23 protein-coding genes and 1 tRNA gene are annotated in these 22851 nt (G+C 35.7%); 13 read left to right on the plus strand and 11 right to left on the minus strand.

Going from position 1 to position 22851, the window contains the following annotated elements; all coding sequences use genetic code 11:
* Position 1 precedes the first annotated feature (1 nt).
* Positions 2 to 394: a 30S ribosome-binding factor RbfA gene (gene rbfA, locus DB895_RS10680; protein WP_116725356.1), complete on the minus strand. Its 393-nt coding sequence runs from the start codon at positions 392 to 394 to the stop codon at positions 2 to 4.
* Between the two features lie 183 nt (positions 395 to 577).
* On the opposite strand from rbfA, the gene mce reads away from it, so the two are divergent.
* The 3 genes from mce to DB895_RS10695 all read left to right on the plus strand — a co-directional run bounded on the left by mce (position 578) and on the right by DB895_RS10695 (position 1625).
* Complete coding sequence (gene mce / locus DB895_RS10685; protein ID WP_116725357.1) at positions 578 to 979, plus strand: methylmalonyl-CoA epimerase; 402 nt, start codon at positions 578 to 580, stop codon at positions 977 to 979.
* A gap of 149 nt (positions 980 to 1128) precedes the next feature.
* Positions 1129 to 1202: transfer RNA gene (locus DB895_RS10690), tRNA-Ile, on the plus strand.
* 213 nt (positions 1203 to 1415) lie between these two features.
* Positions 1416 to 1625, plus strand: a complete 210-nt coding sequence (locus DB895_RS10695) for a hypothetical protein (RefSeq protein WP_243694665.1) — start codon at positions 1416 to 1418, stop codon at positions 1623 to 1625.
* A 12-nt stretch (positions 1626 to 1637) separates the two neighbouring features.
* On the opposite strand, the gene DB895_RS10700 is transcribed toward DB895_RS10695, so the two are convergent.
* Positions 1638 to 2228: a riboflavin synthase gene (locus DB895_RS10700; protein ID WP_116725358.1), complete on the minus strand. Its 591-nt coding sequence runs from the start codon at positions 2226 to 2228 to the stop codon at positions 1638 to 1640.
* Positions 2229 to 2285: 57 nt separating this feature from the next.
* Between DB895_RS10700 and pdxA the strand changes: the two genes are divergently transcribed.
* The 6 genes from pdxA (at position 2286) to accC (ending at position 7276) form a co-directional block, all read left to right on the plus strand.
* Positions 2286 to 3350, plus strand: coding sequence for a 4-hydroxythreonine-4-phosphate dehydrogenase PdxA (gene pdxA, locus DB895_RS10705; protein ID WP_116725359.1), 1065 nt, complete (start codon positions 2286 to 2288; stop codon positions 3348 to 3350).
* Positions 3351 to 3431: 81 nt separating this feature from the next.
* Complete coding sequence (locus DB895_RS10710; protein WP_116725360.1) at positions 3432 to 3974, plus strand: YceD family protein; 543 nt, start codon at positions 3432 to 3434, stop codon at positions 3972 to 3974.
* Positions 3975 to 3983: 9 nt separating this feature from the next.
* Positions 3984 to 4181, plus strand: a complete 198-nt coding sequence (gene rpmF, locus DB895_RS10715) for a 50S ribosomal protein L32 (protein ID WP_116725361.1) — start codon at positions 3984 to 3986, stop codon at positions 4179 to 4181.
* A gap of 163 nt (positions 4182 to 4344) precedes the next feature.
* Positions 4345 to 5343 carry a beta-ketoacyl-ACP synthase III gene (locus DB895_RS10720; protein ID WP_116725362.1) on the plus strand — a complete coding sequence of 333 codons (999 nt, stop codon included), beginning with the start codon at positions 4345 to 4347 and terminating at the stop codon, positions 5341 to 5343.
* Positions 5344 to 5360: 17 nt separating this feature from the next.
* Positions 5361 to 5843: an acetyl-CoA carboxylase biotin carboxyl carrier protein gene (accB, locus tag DB895_RS10725; protein ID WP_116725363.1), complete on the plus strand. Its 483-nt coding sequence runs from the start codon at positions 5361 to 5363 to the stop codon at positions 5841 to 5843.
* Between the two features lie 86 nt (positions 5844 to 5929).
* On the plus strand, positions 5930 to 7276 hold the full coding sequence (gene accC / locus DB895_RS10730; RefSeq protein ID WP_116725364.1) for an acetyl-CoA carboxylase biotin carboxylase subunit: 1347 nt from the start codon (positions 5930 to 5932) through the stop codon (positions 7274 to 7276).
* A gap of 139 nt (positions 7277 to 7415) precedes the next feature.
* Here accC and DB895_RS10735 read toward each other — a convergent pair whose 3' ends face one another.
* The 3 genes from DB895_RS10735 to greA all read right to left on the minus strand — a co-directional run bounded on the left by DB895_RS10735 (position 7416) and on the right by greA (position 9015).
* Complete coding sequence (locus DB895_RS10735) at positions 7416 to 7859, minus strand: nucleoside deaminase (protein ID WP_116725365.1); 444 nt, start codon at positions 7857 to 7859, stop codon at positions 7416 to 7418.
* A 234-nt stretch (positions 7860 to 8093) separates the two neighbouring features.
* Positions 8094 to 8483, minus strand: a complete 390-nt coding sequence (locus DB895_RS10740; protein WP_116725366.1) for an HIT family protein — start codon at positions 8481 to 8483, stop codon at positions 8094 to 8096.
* Positions 8484 to 8538: 55 nt separating this feature from the next.
* Positions 8539 to 9015 carry a transcription elongation factor GreA gene (gene greA / locus DB895_RS10745; protein ID WP_116725367.1) on the minus strand — a complete coding sequence of 159 codons (477 nt, stop codon included), beginning with the start codon at positions 9013 to 9015 and terminating at the stop codon, positions 8539 to 8541.
* A gap of 162 nt (positions 9016 to 9177) precedes the next feature.
* On the opposite strand from greA, the gene DB895_RS10750 reads away from it, so the two are divergent.
* Positions 9178 to 9591 (plus strand): hypothetical protein, encoded by a 414-nt coding sequence (locus DB895_RS10750; RefSeq protein ID WP_116725368.1) that lies wholly within the window; start codon positions 9178 to 9180, stop codon positions 9589 to 9591.
* 58 nt (positions 9592 to 9649) lie between these two features.
* On the opposite strand, the gene DB895_RS10755 is transcribed toward DB895_RS10750, so the two are convergent.
* The 6 genes from DB895_RS10755 to DB895_RS10780 all read right to left on the minus strand — a co-directional run bounded on the left by DB895_RS10755 (position 9650) and on the right by DB895_RS10780 (position 16759).
* Positions 9650 to 11818, minus strand: a complete 2169-nt coding sequence (locus tag DB895_RS10755) for a TonB-dependent receptor (protein WP_116725369.1) — start codon at positions 11816 to 11818, stop codon at positions 9650 to 9652.
* A gap of 473 nt (positions 11819 to 12291) precedes the next feature.
* Positions 12292 to 12696, minus strand: coding sequence for an alternative ribosome rescue aminoacyl-tRNA hydrolase ArfB (gene arfB, locus DB895_RS10760; RefSeq protein ID WP_116725370.1), 405 nt, complete (start codon positions 12694 to 12696; stop codon positions 12292 to 12294).
* Positions 12697 to 12698: 2 nt separating this feature from the next.
* Positions 12699 to 14813 (minus strand): DUF4301 family protein, encoded by a 2115-nt coding sequence (locus DB895_RS10765; protein WP_116725371.1) that lies wholly within the window; start codon positions 14811 to 14813, stop codon positions 12699 to 12701.
* Complete coding sequence (gene pnuC, locus DB895_RS10770) at positions 14774 to 15397, minus strand: nicotinamide riboside transporter PnuC (protein ID WP_116725372.1); 624 nt, start codon at positions 15395 to 15397, stop codon at positions 14774 to 14776. Before pnuC ends, DB895_RS10765 begins: the two co-directional genes overlap by 40 nt.
* 5 nt (positions 15398 to 15402) lie before the next feature.
* Positions 15403 to 16119 carry a geranylgeranylglyceryl/heptaprenylglyceryl phosphate synthase gene (locus tag DB895_RS10775; RefSeq protein WP_116725385.1) on the minus strand — a complete coding sequence of 239 codons (717 nt, stop codon included), beginning with the start codon at positions 16117 to 16119 and terminating at the stop codon, positions 15403 to 15405.
* A 1-nt stretch (position 16120) separates the two neighbouring features.
* The gene (locus DB895_RS10780) at positions 16121 to 16759 is read right to left on the minus strand and encodes a 4'-phosphopantetheinyl transferase family protein (RefSeq protein ID WP_116725373.1); all 639 of its coding nucleotides are present in this window, start codon (positions 16757 to 16759) and stop codon (positions 16121 to 16123) included.
* A 278-nt stretch (positions 16760 to 17037) separates the two neighbouring features.
* Between DB895_RS10780 and ahcY the strand changes: the two genes are divergently transcribed.
* The 3 genes from ahcY to DB895_RS10795 all read left to right on the plus strand — a co-directional run bounded on the left by ahcY (position 17038) and on the right by DB895_RS10795 (position 22776).
* On the plus strand, positions 17038 to 18354 hold the full coding sequence (gene ahcY / locus DB895_RS10785) for an adenosylhomocysteinase (RefSeq protein ID WP_116725374.1): 1317 nt from the start codon (positions 17038 to 17040) through the stop codon (positions 18352 to 18354).
* A gap of 335 nt (positions 18355 to 18689) precedes the next feature.
* The gene (locus DB895_RS10790) at positions 18690 to 20684 is read left to right on the plus strand and encodes a T9SS type A sorting domain-containing protein (protein WP_116725375.1); all 1995 of its coding nucleotides are present in this window, start codon (positions 18690 to 18692) and stop codon (positions 20682 to 20684) included.
* Between the two features lie 19 nt (positions 20685 to 20703).
* Positions 20704 to 22776, plus strand: coding sequence for an FG-GAP-like repeat-containing protein (locus DB895_RS10795; protein ID WP_116725376.1), 2073 nt, complete (start codon positions 20704 to 20706; stop codon positions 22774 to 22776).
* The last annotated feature ends 75 nt before the right edge of the window (positions 22777 to 22851 follow it).

A 22851-nucleotide genomic window follows, 5' to 3' on the forward strand; every position in this document is an offset into this window, starting at 1 on the left:
TTTAAATATGTTTCCTTTTTTCTAAAAGATCGCGATTCTCAATAGGATTTTCTCGGTTAGACAAGGCAGTATTTATTTTTTCAATGTAGTCTAACGAGTCATCAATAAAAAAAGTCAAGTTAGGCACTTTTCGCAATTGCAGGCGCACGCGTTGCGATAAATCGTGCTTGATTAACTTAGAATTTGTTTTTATGGCCGCCAATGTTTCTACTGCTTTTTCTTGGGGGAATATGCTTAAATGCACCGTCGCCACGGATAAATCAGTAGTAACGCTAACTTTGGATACCGAAATTATCAAATTTGAAATTCCGTTTTTTCTCACTTCACCTTGCAGAATATCAACCAAATCTTTTTGGATAACTCCGCCTATTTTTTTCTGTCTATTTGTTTCCATTTTGCAAAAATACGATTTTTTTAGAGCCACAAAGACGCAAAGACGCAAAGTTTAACCCTTTCAAAAAATTACAACTTAATTTAACACTTTGATAATAGCGATATTGAACTCTTAATTTTACATATATTTACAAAAAATATGTGCCTTTGTGGCTTTGCGTCTTTGCGCCAAAATTTTTAATAAATGAGAAAAATAGAACACATAGGAATCGCCGTTAAAGATATAGAAGCGTCCAACCTTCTTTTCGAAAAACTATTTGGCGCGCCAGCATACAAACAGGAAGAAGTGGTCAGCGAGGGCGTTAAAACGTCTTTTTTTAGGAATGGCCCTAATAAAATTGAACTTCTAGAAGCTACAAATCCGGAAAGTTCCATAGCTAAATTCATCGAAAAAAAAGGCGAGGGCATTCATCACATTGCCTTTGACGTACAGGATATTGTATTGGAAATCGAAAGATTAAAAAAGGAAGGATTTATAGTGCTTAATGAAATCCCAAAAAGAGGAGCTGACAATAAATTGGTCGCTTTTCTGCATCCAAAATCCACAAACGGGGTTTTAATCGAGTTGTGCCAAGAAATAATATAAAATGGGTTGTACTTAAAAAACAATACTCAAAGCAATAAAAATCAATAATTTGGGGGATCTAATGGATTAACGATCTTTTATTCTGGCAATCAAATTGAAAAATAGTTGCGAAAAATTAAAAATAGTGGTAATATTGCAACCTCATAATTGGTCCTATAGCTCATTCGGTTAGAGCAACTGACTCATAATCAGTAGGTGCTTGGTTCGATTCCAAGTGGGACCACAAAAGACTTTTATAATGAAAGTCTTTTTTTTTGAAAAATTCAAAAAGATAATTTTGAATTTTTCATCGATTGTAGAAGCTAAAGTGCTCAACTTTACATTAATATAACCTATTAATGTGTTGTTTTTTAGATTTAAATTGTATGTTTGCGCTTTGTTTAAATTTTACAAAAAAAATTTTGATAAAAAGATTTTTTATTTACTTTTACAAACTATGAGAATATCCATAAATAAAATTCTAAGCGTCTTGGTTTTTATTAGTGCCTCTGCTTATGCAGCACCAAAAGAACCACCTCCGCCGGGAACGCCACCTCCGCCAGGTTTGCCAATAGATGGCGATTGGTTGGGGCTGTTGATTATGGCGATGTTATTTGGACTTTATAAAATTTACGAATTCAAATTAAAAACAAAAACTCCGATGTGAATCGGAGTTTTTTTATTGTTTCAATGAATATAGCCGACTCACATATTTTCCTATAACATCAAATTCTAGATTTATTTTTGTGCCAATTTCGAAATTTTTAAAATTGGTATGCTCATAAGTATAAGGAATAATGGCAACGCTAAATTCATTTTTCTTTGAATTAACCACCGTTAAGCTGACCCCGTTTATTGTAATAGACCCTTTTTCGATGGTAATGTTGTTAAATTTTTCATCATACTCAAAGGTGTAATACCAGCTGCCATCAGTTTCGGAGATAGATTTACATACCCCAATTTGATCCACATGACCTTGAACAATATGTCCGTCAAGCCGTTCTCCAAGCTTCATCGCTCTTTCTAAATTTAGTAGATCTCCTGTTTTCCAACTGGAAATATTCGTTTTTTCTATCGTCTCGTTAATGGCAGTAACAGTATATTTATGATCTTCAATTGCCACAACAGTCAAACAAATGCCATTATGGGCCACGCTTTGATCTATTTTAAGATCATCGGTAATTGACGAGCTTACCGAAATATGAAGGTTAGCATTTTCTTTTTTAATTTCTTGGATGGTGCCAAGTGTTTCTATAATACCTGTAAACATTCTTGTTTTATTTTACTAAATTTGCACCTCAAAATTAGCAATAAATAACTTGAAGTCATGGTGAAAAATGCAGAAAATATAATTGTTGGAATTTCAATCGGAGATTTAAACGGTATTGGAAGCGAAGTGGTGTTAAAAACGTTCGAAGATGCCCGAATGTTAGAACTGTGTACGCCAGTGATTTTTGCGAACGTGAAGGCCTTGTCTTTAGTAAAAAAAACTTTTGAATCTACCTCGCTACTGCATGGAATTGATCGGTTAGACCAAGTAATTTCGGGGAAAATAAATGTTTTAAATGTTTGGAGAGAAGGGGTCGATTTGAATTTTGGAGTAAATGATGATATTGTGGGTAAATATGCCATAAAATCATTTGTGGCCGCTACAAAAGCCCTTAAGGAGGGTTTGATTGACGTATTGGTTACGGCACCCATAAACAAATACAACATTCAGTCTGAAGAATTTAAATTTCCTGGGCACACAGATTATTTAGACCAAGAATTAGAAGGTAATGCTTTAATGCTTATGGTTCAGGATAATTTGAGAGTAGGATTATTGACGGATCATATTCCGGTAAACGAAGTTGCAAAACAGCTGAGCGAAACTTTAATCATTCAAAAAATTGAAACAATTAGAAAATCGTTAATTCAGGATTTTGGCATAAACAAGCCGAAAATAGCAGTTTTAGGGTTGAATCCTCATGCAGGGGACAACGGGGTTATTGGTAAAGAAGACGAGCAGATAATAAAACCAACCATAAAAAAAATATTCGATAAAGGGACATTGGTTTACGGTCCTTTTGCTGCGGATGGTTTTTTTGGGAGCAATCAATATGAAAAATACGATGCTGTAATTGCGAGCTATCATGATCAAGGGTTAATTCCTTTTAAAACGTTGTCTTTTGGGAAAGGCGTCAACTATACTGCGGGATTAAATAAAATTAGAACTTCTCCAGATCACGGAACGGCTTATGAGATTGCCGGGAAGAATAAGGCAGACTATAATTCATTTAAGGAAGCGGTATATTTAGCGATTGACATTTTTAATTCCAGAAATGAATATGAGGAAATTAGTCGTAACCCAATGAAAATCAAGGAAAAGCCGGAAGAAAAAAATAATAGATAAAAAAATACGGTCAACACTTTTGATTATCTAATAATTTTATATCTTTGCGCTCCCGAATCATTCGGAAAAATTGTTGTTGAAATGAAGCAGTTAAATGAATATTTAATTCCTTTTGTAGGATTAAAGTTAGGAAAACACCAGTTTGAATATCAAGTAAGTAAGGGGTTCTTTGAAAACTTTGAATATGACGAATTTGAAAGTTCAAATATCAAAGTAAATGTAGTTTTAGAAAAGAAAAGCACCATGATGGAGCTTAATCTTAGTCATAAAGGCTCCGTTTATGTGTCATGTGATACAACAAACGAAATGTTTGACTTGCCTGTTAAAGGGAAAATCAAGTTGATAGTTAATTTTGGCGAAGAATTCAATAATGATAACGACGAGTTGTTAATATTGCCCCATGGCGAATATCAAATAGATATATCACAATATATTTACGAAATGATTGTTCTTTCTATTCCGCTAAAAAGAGTGCATCCGGGAATCAAAGACGGGAGTTTAAAAACCCCAGTTCTTGATAAACTGAATGAGTTGACTGTCAAAGAACAGAAAAAAGAAATAAAACAAGAAGAAAATACCGACCCGCGTTGGGACAAATTAAAGAAACTATTAACGGATAAATAATATAGTAAAATGGCACATCCTAAAAGAAAAATCTCGAAAACAAGAAGAGATAAGAGAAGAACTCATTATAAAGCTACGGTAGCTCAAATTGCAACCTGTCCAATAACTGGGGAAGCTCATTTATACCACAGAGCTTACTGGCATGAAGGTAAAATGTATTACAGAGGACAAGTTGTTATTGACAAATCAATAGTAGCTCTTGCTTAATACTTTTCGATAGATTATACGGAAACTCTCACCATTGTGGGAGTTTTTTTGTTGTTTTTAATTTTATATAAATAAGCAGATCTAAAATAATTTGGTTTAGATTTTTTTTGTAATTTCCGCCTCTATTCGCCACAACGTTGCGATTAGAAAATTTTAAAAACTTATGAATACAATTACTGCCGCAATAACCGCTGTTGGAGGTTATGTCCCAGATTTCGTTCTTACAAACAAAGCTCTCGAAACCATGGTTGAAACCAACGATGAATGGATAACTTCCCGTACAGGAATCAAAGAGAGAAGGGTGCTCAAAGGCGATCGACTTGGGACTTCTTTTTTAGCCATTAAGGCAGCGCAAGACTTGATAAAAAGAGGTTCAATTAACCCCTTAGAAATAGATTTAGTAATCGTTGCTACTGCAACGCCAGATATGCCTGTTGCGTCAACGGCGGTTTATGTTGCCACACAAATTGGAGCTACAAATGCCTTTGGATTTGACTTACAAGCGGCATGTTCTGGGTTTTTATATGGTATGTCTACTGCAGCAGCTTATGTGCAATCAGGAAGATATAAAAAAGTATTATTAATTGGTGCTGATAAAATGTCGTCAATAATTGACTATACTGATAGAGCTACATGTATTATTTTTGGAGACGGAGCCGGAGCAGCTTTGTTCGAACCTAACTATGAAGGTTTAGGGTTGCAGGATGAAATATTGAAAAGCGACGGGATAGGCCGTGATTATCTAAAAATTGATGCAGGAGGTTCCATCCTTCCACCCTCGAAAGAAACGGTAGAAAACGGACAACACTATATTTATCAGGACGGGAAAACGGTATTTAAATATGCAGTTATGGGGATGGCAGATGTTAGCGAACAGATAATGAAAAGGAATAACCTTACTAAAGAAGATGTGAATTGGTTAATTGCGCATCAAGCCAACAAAAGAATTATTGATGCCACAGCCAGTAGAATGGAAGTGGACGAAGACAAAGTTTTGATTAACATTCACAAATACGGTAATACTACTTCGGCTACTTTGCCATTGTTATTAAGTGATTTCGAAAATAAATTTAAAAAAGGAGATAATCTTATATTCGCCGCCTTTGGTGGTGGATTTACTTGGGGATCCATTTATTTAAAGTGGGCATACAACAAACAATAAACTAAAAACAAATAATCATGGATTTAAAAGAAATTCAAAATCTAATTAAATTTGTAGCAAATTCAGGAGTTGCAGAAGTAAAATTAGAAACAGGGGATGTTAAAATTACCATTAGAACTACTCTTGAAGGCAATGCATCTGATGTTACTTATGTACAGCAAATGCCTGCCCAAAATGTATTGCAACAAGCCGTAGCTCCCCAGCAAATAGCTGTAGAAGCTTCAACATCGGCAATACCTGTTGCCGATGAAACATCAAAATACATTACCATAAAATCCCCTATTATTGGAACATTCTACAGAAAACCATCTCCAGATAAACCCATGTTTACAGAAGTTGGAAGTACAATAGCAAAAGGAGATGTGCTTTGTGTTATTGAAGCAATGAAATTATTTAATGAAATCGAATCGGAAGTTTCCGGTAAAATTATCAAAATATTGGTTGACGACATGTCACCGGTAGAATATGACCAACCCTTATTTTTAGTAGATCCATCATAAAAATTTTAATCGTAAATTTTGAATGATGGATTTCATCATTTAAAATAATTCAAAATTTAGGTTACAAAATTTAAAATTTTAAAAAGATGTTTAAAAAAATACTAATTGCAAATAGAGGAGAAATCGCACTTCGTATCATTCGTACTTGTAGAGAAATGGGAATTAAAACCGTTGCAGTTTATTCTACTGCTGATGCCGAAAGTTTGCACGTTAAATTTGCTGACGAAGCCGTTTGTATAGGTCCACCGCCGAGTAATTTGTCCTACTTAAAAATGTCAAATATCATAGCTGCTGCAGAAATCACCAATGCAGATGCCATCCATCCAGGTTATGGATTCCTTTCGGAAAATGCTAAATTTTCAAAAATTTGCCAAGAGCACGGAATCAAATTCATAGGCGCTTCCCCTGAAATGATTGATAGAATGGGAGATAAAGCTTCTGCAAAAGCTACGATGAAAGCCGCTGGCGTTCCTTGTGTGCCAGGTTCGGAAGGGCTTTTGGAATCATTCGAGCAAGCACAACAACTTTCTAAAGAAATGGGTTATCCTGTCATGCTAAAAGCAACCGCTGGTGGTGGCGGAAAAGGAATGCGTGCCGTATGGAAAGAAGAAGATTTGCTTAAAGCATGGGAAGGCGCTCGTCAAGAGTCTGCTGCGGCTTTTGGAAACGACGGAATGTACCTCGAGAAATTAATTGAAGAGCCACGCCACATCGAAATACAGGTTGTTGGGGATGCTTATGGAAAAGCCTGTCATTTATCAGAAAGAGATTGTTCTGTACAACGTCGTCACCAAAAACTGACCGAGGAAACTCCCTCTCCTTTTATGACTGATGAATTGCGCGATAAAATGGGAGCCGCTGCAGTGAAAGCTGCCGAATATATTAAATACGAAGGTGCTGGAACCGTGGAATTTTTGGTAGACAAACACCGTAATTTCTATTTCATGGAAATGAATACGCGAATCCAAGTAGAACACCCTATTACAGAACAAGTCATTGATTACGATTTAATTCGGGAACAAATTCTTGTAGCTGCCGGAGTGCCAATTTCGGGTAAAAATTATCTACCACAATTACACGCCATAGAATGCCGTATCAATGCGGAAGATCCATATAACGATTTTCGCCCTTCGCCGGGAAAAATCACCACTTTACACACCCCCGGAGGACACGGAGTTCGTTTGGACACACACGTTTATTCCGGATATTCCATTCCGCCCAATTATGACTCTATGATTGCCAAGCTGATTACAACGGCTCAAACGCGTCAAGAGGCCATTAATAAAATGAAAAGAGCCTTAGATGAATTTGTAATAGAAGGTGTTAAAACCACCATTCCGTTTCATAGACAACTAATGGATGATCCGCGTTATGTGGCGGGAGATTATACCACGGCCTTTATGGATACTTTTAAAATGAACGATCCAGAATAAAAAAATTTAATAATCCCAGCTGAGAAGTTGGGATTTTTTTTATCTTGTTCAGATTTTTAAATCAATCCGACTATCTTAAAAGATTAAGTCTGGTAAATAAATAGCCAATTTCAAGGGAATCGGTTTTAGTTTTTTAAAATCATTTCCTTCTCTCGGCAAAAAATCGCTTCATCAATTCGGAAGCTTCATTGGCCAAAACTCCACGAACAACGGTAGTTCTTGGATGCAACTGCGTTCCCATTTTCTCAAAACCCCGATTGTCATCGCTGGCACCATAAACAATTTTTGAAATTTGGCTCCAATACAAAGCACCGGCACACATTTGGCAAGGTTCGATGGTGACATAAAGTGTGCAACCTATTAAGTATTTTCCGCCCAGAAAATTGGCGGCAGCCGTTATGGCTTGCATTTCGGCATGGGCGGTGACATCACGAAGTAATTCCGTGAGATTATGACTTCTAGCAATGACTGTATTTTCGACAACGATGATGGCTCCAACAGGAATCTCCCCTTTGTCAAAAGCCATTTCTGCCTCTTGCAAGGCTTTCTTCATGAAGTATTCGTCGCTAAAAATGTTTTCCATAAAGCAAAAATAGGAATTCAATTTGAGTATTTACGGTATGCCAGATAATTTACTTTAACATTCATTATCTTATGCAAACAATTTTAGAATTCCATTTTGGAAAAAAGAGAATATTTTTAGTATCGAATAGCGATTCAATTGGATTTTTTTCTGGAAACAAATTAAGTGTATAACTCAAAAATTAAAATTATAAAAAGCAAAAATCCCGATTGTTGTCGGGATTTTAAATTCTAATTACAAGTATTCTTGAATACTTTTTGTCAAAGCTTCAAATTCCTCTTTTTCCAATTTTACTTTCTTCTGAAAACGCATTTCATCCATTTCGCTTAGCGGAATCAAATGCACATGGGTGTGGGGGACTTCCAATCCTATGACAGCCATACCGATTCTTTTGCAAGGAACGGCTTTTTCTAATGCAGTTGCCACTTTTTTAGCAAACAATAGGAGTCCCATGTACGAATTATCATCCAAATCAAAGATCTTGTCAATTTCTATCTTCGGGACACATAATGTATGCCCTTTAGCGTTAGGATTTACGTCTAAAAAAGCCAAATAATTCTCATCTTCAGCGATTTTATAACACGGGATTTCTCCATTTATGATTTTAGTGAATATACTTGACACGATAATTTGGTTTTATATTTTAGACTTCAGGTGAACAGAAACAATGACTCTAATGTTAGTCTCTGGATATTTCTAAAATTTCAAATTTCAACACTCCGTTTGGAACTGAAATTTCGGCAACGTTGCCCACGGACTTACCTAGCAAGCCCTTGCCAATTGGAGACGTGACAGAGATTTTTCCTGATTTTAAATCGGCTTCACTTTCGGCAACCAGCGTATATTTCATTTCCATTCCGTTGGCTTGATTTTTAATTTTGACATTAGACAACACCAATGCTTTGGAAACATCCAATTGGGATTCATCAATCAATCTAGCGTTAGAATGTACCTCTTCCAGTTTAGCAATTCTCATCTCTAACATTCCTTGCGCTTCTTTAGCCGCATCATATTCTGCATTTTCAGACAAGTCGCCTTTGTCCCTTGCCTCTGCTATATCCTGCGATGCCTTGGGACGCATCACACTTTTTAAGTAATCTAATTCTTCTCTTAATTTTTTTAATCCTTCTGCTGTGTAATACGATACTGCACTCATAATTTCCTGATTGTTATAAATAGAAAAAATCCCATCGGGATGGGATTTGTTACCACAAAGATAGTATTTTTTTGTTTTAGTCTATAATTATATGTTAATCATAACCATTCCAAAGTTAAATAAATTAAATTTGTTTGCCTCATACTTTTACTTTTATTTAAAATGAATAAATTTTTACTGCTATCACTCATTATGGCCTTGCTTATGGGATGCACGAAAGATACCGTTAGGAATAACAACCCATATATCCCTAGCTATAGTTTTTCATATGTGATAAACTTAAATCTTAACCCTTCTTTAACGCTTCCAATTGTTCCGGTAACTTTAACTGAACCATCGGGAATTAGTATGATTGTCATGAAAATTTCTGACACGGATTACCGGGCTTGGAATGCCAATTGTCCGAATCAATACCCAAGTTCCTGTTCTAAATTATCAGTTAATGGCGTAAATGCAAAATGCAGTTGTGACGCGCTGGAATATAGCTTGTTTACAGGGATTGGCACTGCCCAATATACCTTGATTCCATACCGAATTGAGATTTTAGGAAACAATTCGATTCGAGTTTACAATTAAAATAAAAATCCTGACAGTAAAACCATCAGGATCTTTAGCAACTTAACCAATTCAAATTCTAAAACTTCAAAGTCATTCCGGCTAAAAAATTGGCACCTGCTTGCGGGAAATAATATACATAGCCACCGCCATAATCTGCTCCGTTAGAAACATATTTTACGTTAAAAAGATTGTTGGCTAGAACCGAAAAACCAATCGATTTGAATACTTTATTAGTTTTAATTTCATATAGCGCATGAAAATCTTGAATGAAATAATCTTTCAATCTTGAGTTTTGGTCATCAATATTGGATAAAAATTGTTCACCCACAAATTTTGATAAAAAGGACAACTTCAATTCTTTAGATAACGAATAGTTTAAGCTGTTTCCAGCTACTATTTTTGGAGAAAAAGCGATATTCGTTTTCCCTAAATTTTCTAGACCTGCTCCGTTATCAACTACAAAATCCTTGTTTTTATTTTCGCTTAAAGTGATATTAGGCCTAATGCTCCATTTTTCTGATACCTGAAAATTGGCATCCACCTCAACACCTAATCGGTAGCTTTCTCCAATATTGGTTCGTATGGGGTTCCCAACATTGTCCAAAGCGCCAGTCAACACCAATTGATCTTTATATAACATATAATATCCGTTGATGTTTAGTTGTGTTTTTGAAGTAGCAAAACGCCAACCCAGTTCAAAATCATTTAATTTTTCGGGTCTTGGAGATCCGTTTTCATAATCGGTTCTGTTAGGTTCTCTATTCGCACGAGCATAAGAGAAATATAGATTCTGATTCTGATTCAATAAATAGGTCAATCCTGCTTTAGGATTAAAAAATCGGAAAGTATCATTAACCAAATCCGATTGAACTCCATCTGCTTTATAATTTACTGTTCGGTATTGCAAATCACCATAAATACTGAATTTTTCGGTTAACTGGTAATTAATTTTCGAGAAGAAATTAAGATCTAATTTATTCCCGTAATTGTCATAATAATGATCTGAATTTTGACTGTTTGAAGCAAATTGTGCCCATATAATTTGTCCAAAATGTTTGCCATTGTATTTATTGGCAGAACCTCCAAAAACGAAATCTACTCTATCTTTCTTGTAATTTACAGAAAAGGTAGTGCCATAAAAATCATTGTCCAACCATTTTCGAGTGATCAAATTAGAGTGGTCAATGGTGGTTGCCCCAAAGGTTATTTGTGTCAATCCATAGTCTGAAAAGGCTTGATTTTCTTGAAATTCTTCATAATACCCCTTGCCTTTTGTGTAATGAAAAGCCAAATTGGTATTCCAGCTTTTTGAAATCTTTTCATTCCAATGCAACTGGTAATGGTCTTGCTGGTAATTGTCAGTTTGATTGTTGTAAAACTGGATTTTGCCATTGGCATCTGTGTACATTCCAGCAGCATTAAAAGTCCGGTCTTGATTTAATGTTGTAGCGTCAACACCATACCAAGCCTGATACGTTTTTTCTGTCCCGCCAAAAACCAAAGCCTTAATCAAAGTGGTTTTCCCAACATAAGTACCCTGTAGGAAATACGATTTTAAATTTGATGCGGCTCGGTCTACATAGCCATCCGAATGCATATCAGACAATCGTCCGGCCAATTCAAAATGGTCGTTCATTAAACCCGTGCTGAATTTTATGGTATGTTTTCTGGAATTGAAACTTCCAAAAGAGTTTGCAATTTCGCCTCTACTTTCCTTAGAAAAATTATCGGTCAGCAGGTTCAAACTTGCTCCAAAAGCCCCGCTGCCATTGGTAGAAGTTCCCACGCCACGTTGCAATTGAATGCTTTGTAACGAGGACGCAAGATCTGGTAAATCTACAAAATACGTCCCTTGACTTTCTGAATCGTTGTATGGAATTCCGTTAATCGTGACGTTAACACGGGCAGCATCACTCCCTCGAACCCGAATGCTGGTATAACCAAAACCGTTTCCAGCATCGGAAGTGGTGACAACCGACGGCATGTAATTCATTAAAATAGGAATGTCCTGGCCTAAATTTCGGTTGGCAATTTCTTGTTTATCCAAATTACTGAAACTGACCGGCGTTTTTGTAGTGACCCGAACGGCTGAAACCAACACCTCGTCAAGTGCATTGACTTTGATGGTGTCTTTTACTTGAGAAAAAACAGAAAAAGATAATAGAGAAAAGATAATAGAAAATAGAACTGGAAATTTAAAATTCTGAGTCTTTGTGCCATTGTGGCTAAAAAAAATTGTATTCATCCGTAAATAGTATTACGAATAAAAGGGGGAATTATTCTTTTGTTAAATTAATAAATGATTGTTTCCTATGACAAAAAGGTAGCGTGCACTCTAGTTTTTGTCATTTTTTCCCTTGGCAGCATTACCCGCCCAGGTTCTTTGGGTATAATCTCAGCTCGTTATTTAGAGCACCCCTTTGAGACGAGGCAAATGTAAACCTAAAAATCCCATAAATCAAAAAAGAAATTCCAAAATTCCGTTTTTTAGTATATCCAAAACCTATTCGATCCTTTTTAAGCTCGCTTTAAATAAATGAAATATCACTAATTTCAGTGAGGTCATCTTAAATAAATATTTATTTTCTTTGGCTAAGTTCTTACAAATCAAATACAATCCTAATTTATTGTCGGCCTGAAACCAAAAAAACAGCAGTTGTTAGTTGATGCTGTCTTAACGAAAGTCCAAGGCTGGCTTTAATAAAGGGTGGAATTTATCTAGTCCACATTAGGCTTCCTGCGATTTTGCTTGACTATGGACAAATTTTTCTTGTCCTTTATGCGCTTCTTGATGACCGATTTTGGGATTTTTGTCGCCTTCCTTATTTTAGGAACCACAAGACTTGAAGCGATTAAATCTAAAAACCGTTTGGTAACAATTTGTTTATTTTTAAGTTGACTTCGGTCTTCATCGCAATTCAAAATTAGGAGGTTATCACTGGTTAGTCTTGTGGCTAATTTGATTTCCAATTGTTGTTTTTCAACTTCAGACAACGCTTGAGAGGTATTCAAATCGAAAGTCAAAACCACTTTAGAAGAAACTTTGTTCACGTTTTGTCCACCAGCGCCCGAACTCCGAACGGCTTTGAAATGCAATTCCGCAATGATTTTTTCCTTTTCCAAAATTACTGGGCTTGATGTGCCGTTTTTAGCAAGTCATTTACCGTTTTTACAGGATTGAACGTCATTATGGGCACCTCAACAAAGAGCGTGATCCATTTTGCCATTGCTCCATTCCATAAACCGGGCAACTCATAGGCTTTTAATTCCCTGCCGTTTTTATTTTTCTCGACAATAAATCCGCTGTTGTGATCAATAAACTGGTACAAATCAAACTTGTCCCCTTTAAAATCCCTAATGCCGCAAACCAAATCAACAGGGTTAAAATGGGTTGAATTGGACAATATTTGTGCCTGTCTTTTATTTAGCAAGTCAATTTGAGCCGTTTCTATGATTTGTAACGACACGCGCCCCTTAATGTCCCGAACCCAAAACGGTCCGCCACCGGCTTCCCCTTCATTCTTTACCATTCCGCAAACACGAATAGGTCTGTTTAGAATCTCTTTGATATAACTGATTTTGTATTCACAAGTATATTTATAAAAATCTTCAATAATTTCAGTATTCAATTTCTGTTGAATAAATGAAATGACGTTTTCGATGTCTTTTTCTTGAATTTGATTTTCTTCGATTTGATATAAAATTTTGAAAATTTGTTCCTGCATTTCAACAAGGATTCCAGCCAATGCTTTTTTATATAAGGTGATGCTTTCAATATTGTTCTGAATCACATTGTCAATATTTTTAATAAAAACAATATCGGCATCGAGGTTATTCAAATTATCAATTAAAGCACCATGTCCTCCGGGGCGGAAAACCAGTTTGCCAAGCTCGCTTCTAAACGGAATATTCTCTAAATCGACCGCAATTGTATCGGTAGCACTATTTTGAAAAGAAAAATTAACCTTGATTTTGGTATTGTTCTGAATTTCAACTTTACTTTTTTCGTTTTCAATTATTTTTTCAAATTGTTCTTGATGAGTTTCTGAAATCGTAAAATGCAAATTGGAAATACCGCTGGCATTGGCATAGTGAGCCCCTTCATTCAAATGCTCCTCTACAGGGGTTACCATGTGTGATGGATACTGATGAAACGGAAGAATTCCTTTAGGTTTATTGGCAAAATTAAAATAGTCCTTGCTTAAAAGCAATTCTATGAAATGATAATTTTTTTTATCCCTTACCCATGAACTATAATCCAAATTGATTTCTTTTAACTTGTTGTAAACACTTTCATAAAAAGGAAAGTTTTTAAGTCCTGTTAAAAATACGGTTAGCTCATTGGCCTTTTTCCTGTTGATGTAGGCATTTATGGTTTCGTTTTCAAGGTCAAACTCATTCAAAAATTCATTCAAAAACTTAAACATTCTACTGGCCGCACCTGAAGCTGGAACAAATTTTTCAAGCTTTAAAGTATCCTTTTTTTGGTCAAAATAATTGGAATATTCTTGAAATTGATTCTCCGATAATTTTATGATGCCATCATTTTTTGTGGCGGGTTTCACCAAAATAGCCTTTGAAGTTCCAAAATTAAAAATGGTTAAATGATCTTTAATGGTATCTAAAGAAATTCCTCTGTCATAGATTTGCACAAAATCAAAAGATGTAAAACCCATTTCTCGGGCTCTTTCCAAATCTCTAATGATGACTTTAGCTTTCTCCAATCTAGAATTAGCATCGCCCGAAAGCGTGATAAAAGGCTTGTTGTTTTCTATTAAAATATTTTTGAATGCATTAAAATGGGATTTCCTATTCTCGGGACCGTCGCGCAAATCGTCCTTTTCCCAGGGCATATCCACATCGGTCAAAAAGAATAAATCGTATTTGTGTTTTCGGGCAGCCTTGTCAAGAATGGGGTCACAAAAATTATAATTGATTTCCGAAAAAACTTTAGTAACTAAAAGACAAGTGTCGCAAAAAAGATATTTATTTGCCGTAAGCAAGGTATCGTTTTCTAATCTTGTTTGGCCAATAGCAATAGGCAATAAGTCTTCTGGTTCACAAATTTGTCCGGTTTCCTCTAGTTTCTTTTGCAAATACTCCCGTGCATATTCAGGGGTCCAAACAGTATCAAAATAGGTCGCCAATTGTTTAGCCAATGTAGTTTTACCCGTACTTTCGGGGCCAAACAATGCTATTTTCAGTATTCCTGTCTGTTGTTGTTTAAGATTTTCTTCCATTCTATATAGCCATAAAAGGCAATTATTGTGAATATTATGTATTGAAAACCTGTAAAGGTAAACCCTTTTACAAAATATAATGGAATGGAAATCACGTCCCCTATAATCCAAAATATCCAGTTTTCAATTTTTCTTTTGGCCATGAGCCACATTCCTACAAAGAAAATTCCCGTAATGAATGTATCTACAAAGGCAGACCATGTTGTAAATTTGCCAAAGAAAAGATACACAATAATAACAAAAATTATTGTTATTGTGAAAATAATGACTGAAATTAGTTTTTCTTGCCTAGAAATTATTGAAATCGGATATTCGGCTGTATCTCCTTTTTTTCGTGTCCAATGGTACCATCCATAAATACTCATGATAAAATAATAGCCATTTATCATCATATCTCCTAATAAAGACCATTCCCAAAGAAGATAAACATAGATTAGGGTGCTTACAATACCTGTTGGAAACACCCATATATTATCGGACTTGGCGCACCAAACACTCCATAATCCGAAAATGACAGCAACAATTTCCAGAATAATGTCTAATGTGGGATGGTCTCTATATTGGGAAAAAAGAAATTCTATCATATAGTTTAAGATTTGAAAAAATTAATGTCTTTTTCGAAAGCAGTACCAATGACCACCAAATCAGCTCCAGCATCGTATGCTTTTTGAATTTCTCGAGAGTCCATGATTCCGCCACCTACAAGCAATGGAATCCGGATGTTTTTAGCGACCAATCGGATTGTTTCTAACGGAACTGCCTGTTTTGCACCGCTTCCCGCTTCGAGGTAGATCAACTTATTGCCCAACATTTCGCCTGCTTGTGCCGTTTGGAGAATATAGGTTGCGTTATTTCTGGATAAGGGTTTGGTTTTACTCACCCGTTCTACAGCCGTTTCCGTTCCGCTTTCGATGAGAATATAGCCGGTTGAAATGATTTCTAGATTGGTCTGTTTTAAAAATGGGACCGCATTTACCTGATGCTCTATTAAATAATCGGGATTCCGTCCTGAAATCAAGGAGAGGAACAAAATTCCATCAGCAAGACTGGAAATTTGTGATGGATTTCCGGGAAAAAGGACAAGGGGTAAAGGGCAATTTTGTTTCATCCTTAAAATTAATCCATCCATATTGTTGTTCTCTACGAGGCTTCCCCCAACAAAAATATGGGTGGCCGGCGATTGATTGATTTTAGAGATTATTGCGTCCATCTGTTCTAAAACAATTTTGTCAGGATCTAGGAGTATGGCAAGTAATTTCCGATTTTCGGCTTTTGCTTTTAAAATTTGAGAGTAAATGGACGGCATATTAATTTTTTTCGAAGGCATATACTAAAGTGAAATTTTCGATTTCTTCAAAATGTATTGAAAATTGTTTTTTTACACTTTCCATTTGAAGTAAGGCAGTTGCTTTTTTTTCATTGATTTCGAATGGGTAAACCCAAATATGATTTTTAAAACTAATGCCTTGTTCGTTTCTGATTTTGAAAACCGATTCTTTAGCACCCCATTTTACGGTTAGTTTTTTGATGTAGTCTTGGACTCCTTTGCTTTTTAAACGGTGCAATTCATTTTCATTTACAAATTTATCGGCGATTAGAACGATTTTTTCCCTTTGCAACTCGATGTCGATTCCCACTATTTTATCGCTGATGATTATGGCCGAAAACTCATGGGAATGCGTGATTGAAATGTGCTTGCCATCCTTTAAATATGGCTTCCCAAATTGATCATAATACAAATCAAAGTCAGAATAGCCTGCCTCAAGCATTAATTTTCGAACGCTCAAAAATGCCCGCTGGTGCATTTGGGATTTCATCCCATTTAAGCGAATGGCATTTATGTCGTTGAGGAGCACTTCATCCTGCAATTCCTCTAAAGATTCCGTTATTTTCCATACGAGAATTTGCGTCGAATCATTGAAGTTTGTGATTTGGTATAAAGGCATTTCTTCTAGGTTATGAATTCATAGGTTTTTACTAATTTTACTAGCCCTGATGGCAACGGAAATCCTTTTTTGGCTCGCCACGGCGAGATAAAAAAGATTGAAGAGTACAGCGGGAAACAGCTCCTGAAACTTAAAACAGCTTGAAAAAACAAATTATTTTATTGATTTATAAAAGATTAGGATATTAAACAACTCATAAATAGTACGAAATGCTTTTTTAATATATAAGTTATTCCGTAAATTTGCCAAAAATTTTACATATTACAAATATACTATAAATGAGTACTACAACTATGCCTTATGTGGCTTTCAAAGTAAAAGACATTTCTCTAGCGGCTTGGGGAAGAAAAGAAATTGAATTGGCGGAAGCTGAAATGCCAGGTTTAATGGCGCTTCGTGCGGAATACAAAAACGAACAACCACTTGCTGGCGCTCGTATTGCAGGATGTTTGCACATGACAATCCAGACTGCGGTTTTGATTGAAACATTAACCGCTCTTGGTGCTGAAGTGACTTGGAGTTCTTGTAACATTTTCTCTACTCAAGATCAGGCTGCTGCTGCAATTGCTGCTGCAGGAATTCAGGTTTATGCTTGGAAAGGTTTGAACGAAGTAGATTTTGACTGGTGTATTGAGCAAACTTTATTCTTTGGTGAAGACAGAAAACCATTGAACATGATTCTTGATGATGGTGGAGATTTAACGAATATGGTTATTGACCGTTTCCCGGAATTAGTTGCTGGAATCAAAGGATTGTCTGAAGAAACTACCACTGGAGTTCACAGATTGTACGAAAGAGTAAAAGCGGGAACATTGCCAATGCCGGCTATCAACGTAAATGACTCGGTTACTAAATCGAAATTTGACAACAAATACGGTTGTAAAGAATCTGCTGTAGATGCGGTTCGTCGTGCAACAGACATTATGTTGGCTGGAAAAAGAGTAATTGTTTGTGGATACGGGGACGTAGGTAAAGGAACTGCTGCTTCTTTTAGAGGTGCTGGATCTATTGTAACAGTAACTGAAATTGACCCAATTTGTGCTTTACAAGCGGCAATGGATGGTTTTGAAGTTAAAAAATTAGATACTGTTGTTGCTACTGCTGATATCATCATTACGACTACCGGGAATAAAGATATCGTTTTGGGTTCTCATTTCGAAAAAATGAAAGACAAAACTATCGTGTGTAACATCGGACATTTTGATAACGAAATTGACATGGCTTGGTTGAACAAAACCCATGGTGCTTCAAAAATTGAAATCAAACCGCAAGTTGATAAATATACTATCGCTGGAAAAGATATTCTTATTCTTGCTGAAGGTCGTTTGGTAAACCTTGGTTGCGCTACAGGTCACCCAAGTTTTGTAATGAGCAACTCATTTACAAATCAAACTTTGGCTCAAATCGAATTGTGGAAAAACAGCGCGGCATACAACAATGACGTGTACATGTTACCTAAACATTTGGATGAAAAAGTGGCCATGTTGCACTTGGCTAAACTAGGTGTTGAATTGGAAACTTTACGTGTTGACCAAGCAGATTATATTGGTGTTCCCGTTGAAGGACCATTCAAACCAGAATATTACAGATATTAATCCGATTTGTCATTTCGACGATAGGAGACACGAGCGAAAGCGAACTGACGAAGTAAATCTCAACCCTTGCAGAAATGCGAGGGTTTTTTGTTAAAACCTAAACGATGTTTTATTTGCTGACCCAAACTCTGTATAATTGACATACCTATTTACTCCCATATATGCGTCCGAGTGAAACGAAACGAACCAAAGAGGTAATTCATTCAAAAGTATATGCAACGAATAAAAATAATGAAATAAACTTTTGCTTGCTATTATATAAAAATATACTTTTATTTTTTTAATCCAAAAATATCGATTTTTCATAACCAGACATAACTAACAAATAAAAAAACATGAAAAAAACTATACTCTTTATTTTTTTAGTCTTAATTTCTTTCAAAGGAATTACACAAACAGCAATGGCTGACTCGGTATTTGGTTGTTATTCAGGAGGTTTGGTTGAGGCATATCCATTGGCAAACGATTATGTAAACTCGGGTACAATTGATTATGCTTCATTAGATTTAGATCAAACAATTTCAGGTATCCAATCATCAATTACTGTAAATGGAATTAGCTTTACAGCAGACATAAATGGAGTAGTTAGATGGTCTGGAGGTATAGGTGATTACCAAAGCTGTGCTATTAAATATACTTTTTCAGACAACTTAGGGAACATTTCAAACGAAGAGACATTATATGTTTATTTTGATCCTGACATTTTTAAATATGACGACGATTTCACACTAACACCTATTGATTCTGTTCTTGGTGGAACAACAATTAGCGTATTGGCGAATGATTATGTAACTGGTTTTGGGGCTTCTCCTATTTTTGGGGTTGGAGCCATTGGAAGGGCTACTGCTGCACTTACAACTACAGATCCAAATTTTACTATGAACCCTGATGGAACTATAACTGTAGCGCCTAATACCCCTGTAGGAATATATAACCTTAACTATCGCGCTTACGGTCCTCACCCATGTACCGACTACTTACCTTATCTTACTTCAGTAAAAATAGAAGTCAAAAACGCTGGTATTTGGAAATCAGTTTCTGTTGGCGATAATCATACATCTGCCATAAAAACCGACGGAACATTGTGGTCTTGGGGAAACAATGGTTTAGGTAGTTTGGGTATTGGAAGCACAACCGACAGCAACACGCCAGTTCAAGTAGGTACGGATGCAAATTGGGAATTTATTGCTTCTGGAGATTATCACGCAATAGCTATTAAAAATAATGGTACGTTGTGGGCTTGGGGAGATAATAGCTATGGACAATTAGGAATAGGTTCAACCACACAGAGCAATATTCCTGTACAAATAGGTACAGATACCGATTGGAACTTTGCATCGGCTAGGTATGGTAGTAGCGCAGCCATTAAAAATAATGGAACTTTGTGGATGTGGGGATATAATGCTGATGGCGAAATTGGAAATGGCACAAACACCAATCAGAATGCACCAGTACAAATAACTTCAAGTAATGATTGGAAAACCATTTCATTAGGAGACGCTCATACGGTAGCGATAAAAACCGATGGGACTCTATATGGTTGGGGCTTAAATGATTTTGGTCAACTTGGAAATGGAAATAATATAAGTTCAAACGTACCCATTTTGTCTGGAGGGGGCTTTAATCAATGGAAATCGGTTTCAGCAAGTAGATCTTATACAATTGCATTACAAAATGATGGTACTCTATGGGCTTGGGGCAATAACGCATACAATCAATTAGGATACCGGACTACTACAGATAGAAACACACCAATTCAGGTTGGAACTGATACAGATTGGAGTTCAATTTCAGCAGGAAATTTTCATAGACTAGCCCTAAAAAGCAACGGTAGCCTATGGGCTTGGGGACTTAACTCCGTAGGTGAATTAGGAGACGGCACAAATACCAATCAAAACACACCAGTTCAAATAGGTACAGATATGAATTGGACTGAAATCTCGGCTAAATCATCAAATCATTCCGCAGCCCTCAAATCTGATGGCAATTTATATACATGGGGTCGTAATATTTTTGGACAATTAGGGAACTGCACATTAACTAATTTGAACATACCAACACTCTTAAATTGCACCGTTTTATCAAACCAAGAAATAACTAATTCAGATAAAGTATTGTCATTTTATCCAAACCCAACTTCCTCTATATTAAACATCCAAACAGAAGAGAAAGTCATTTCAATCGCTATTTATGACTTGAACGGCAGACGTATTAAAACACAAAAATCAGATGCAAAGTCTATTAATATTTCTGACTTAACTAATGGTTTGTATTTTATAGAAGTGAATACGGCAAATGGATGCGTTAAGAATAAAATAGTGAAACAATAAAAAATAAAAATCGCACTTTATGAGAAAAATTTATATTCCACTTACTGCTTTACTATTTAGTTTAAATAGTATAGGACAAATAACTTTTTTACCTGCTTCAAATTTTGGTACAGCTAGAACTCCTTATTCAGTCACTAGTGCCGATTTTAATAACGATGGAAAAATAGATTTAGCAACGGCGAATTATTTTGGTAATAATATATCTGTTTTAACAGGAAACGGATTAGGCAGTTTTTCGTCTTCCGTCAATTTTGCTGCTCCATCAGATGATTATTCTGTTGTTAGTGCTGATTTTAACAACGATGGAAAAATAGATCTTGGAGTTACAAATGGAGCCGCTAATTATATTTCCATACTGTTAGGAAACGGAGCAGGTAGTTTTGGAACTCCAACAACATTTCCTGTAGCTTCAGATCCACAAACAATGATTACTGGTGATTTTAACAACGATGGAAATGTCGATTTAGCCACAGCCAATTATAACACCAATAATGTTGGAGTTTTATTAGGTAATGGTACAGGTAGTTTTTCTGCGGCTACCTATTTCCCTGTAGATATTGGGTGTTATTCTATTATTGCAGCTGATTTTAATGCCGATGGAAAAACAGATTTAGCTACTGCAAATTTCAACTCTAATACAATTTCAATTTTAATTGGAAATGGTTTGGGAAGTTTTGGCACTGCAACAAACTTTAATTGTGATGCAGGGACTATTTCTGTTGCAAGTGGTGATTTTAACGGAGATGGACATTTAGATGTAACTAGCGCTAATTTTAGCGCAAACACATCCTCTATTTTATTAGGAGATGGCACAGGAAACTTTGGCACAGCCACAAATTATACTGTAGGAACAGGTCCAAAATCTGTAATTTGTAAAGACTTAAATTGTGATCTAAAAACAGATTTAATTATAGCCAATCAGAATTCAAATAACGTCTCTGTTTTAAAAGGAGATGGTACAGGAAATTTTTCCATACCCACAACATTTACTGTTGGCACAAACCCAATTTTTGTTATTGGGGACGATTTTAACGGCGATGGAAAAATTGATTTAGCTACTTCAAACAATGGCTCAAATAATGTATCGGTATTGATTAATACATCTGTATGTGTATCTACCACAACGTGTTATGCTGTTTCGACCAATTTATCAACCGGTCTTTTAGCTTACTACCCTTTTAATGAAGGAAATATTACCGATTATTCAGGCAACAGTCATGATTTAACGAATGCATCAACCGCACACCCTGCCACTGATAGAAATGGAAATACCAATTGTGCTTTTGAATTTGACAATTTATCTTCCTCAAACGAATTTCTATCAACAACAAATACAACTTTTTTAAACGGATTAACTGAATTTTCTGTATCCCTTTGGTATAAGCCATTAAATACGTCAAGATCTGTAGGGGCATTCGAAACTTTAGTAAACAGAGATAATGGGCAATATTGTCCTGATAAAAACGGGCAATGGTCTTTAAGTTTATACGATTGCAGAAATGCTGTTTTTGCTAAGAAAAATTCTGTTTGGCAAAATGGATCTGGAAGTTGTGACGTTGTTACAAATACAGGAACCTGGCATCATCTTACGGCAACATATAACCAAATCAATGAAACCATTAAATTATATCGAGACGGCATATTACAAAATACACAAACAGGAGTTGCCAATTGTGGTATCGGTACAATTGTTACTTCGTTAGATTTGGGCGATTTATTTATTGGAAAAAACTACACCGGTATTTTAGATGATATTTTTATTCATAACCGAGAAATCACAACTACCGAAATCACAGAATTATTCAACTTAGGCAGTTCTTGTTGTGGCGATGGAACGTTTGGTATAAGTGATTTTAATAATTCATCAAAATTAGATGTATCATTTTCTCCAAACCCAACATCTTCTATCATAAATATTCAAACTGACGAAATCATTATTTCAACCACCATTTATGACTTAAACGGTAGATGTATTATAACTCAAAACTCGTCTGAAAAATCTATTAATATTTCTGACTTAACAAATGGTTTCTATTTTATAAAAGTAAATACGGCAAATGGAAGCGTTAAGAATAAAATAGTGAAAGAATAATAAAAAAACCACAAATCAACACCAACAAACACCCTGTAATTTGGAAATAAATCACTATATTTGAGATAGCTATGA

Origin of the sequence: Flavobacterium psychrotolerans, assembly GCF_003097635.1 — a bacterium.
Lineage (GTDB): Bacteria > Bacteroidota > Bacteroidia > Flavobacteriales > Flavobacteriaceae > Flavobacterium > Flavobacterium psychrotolerans.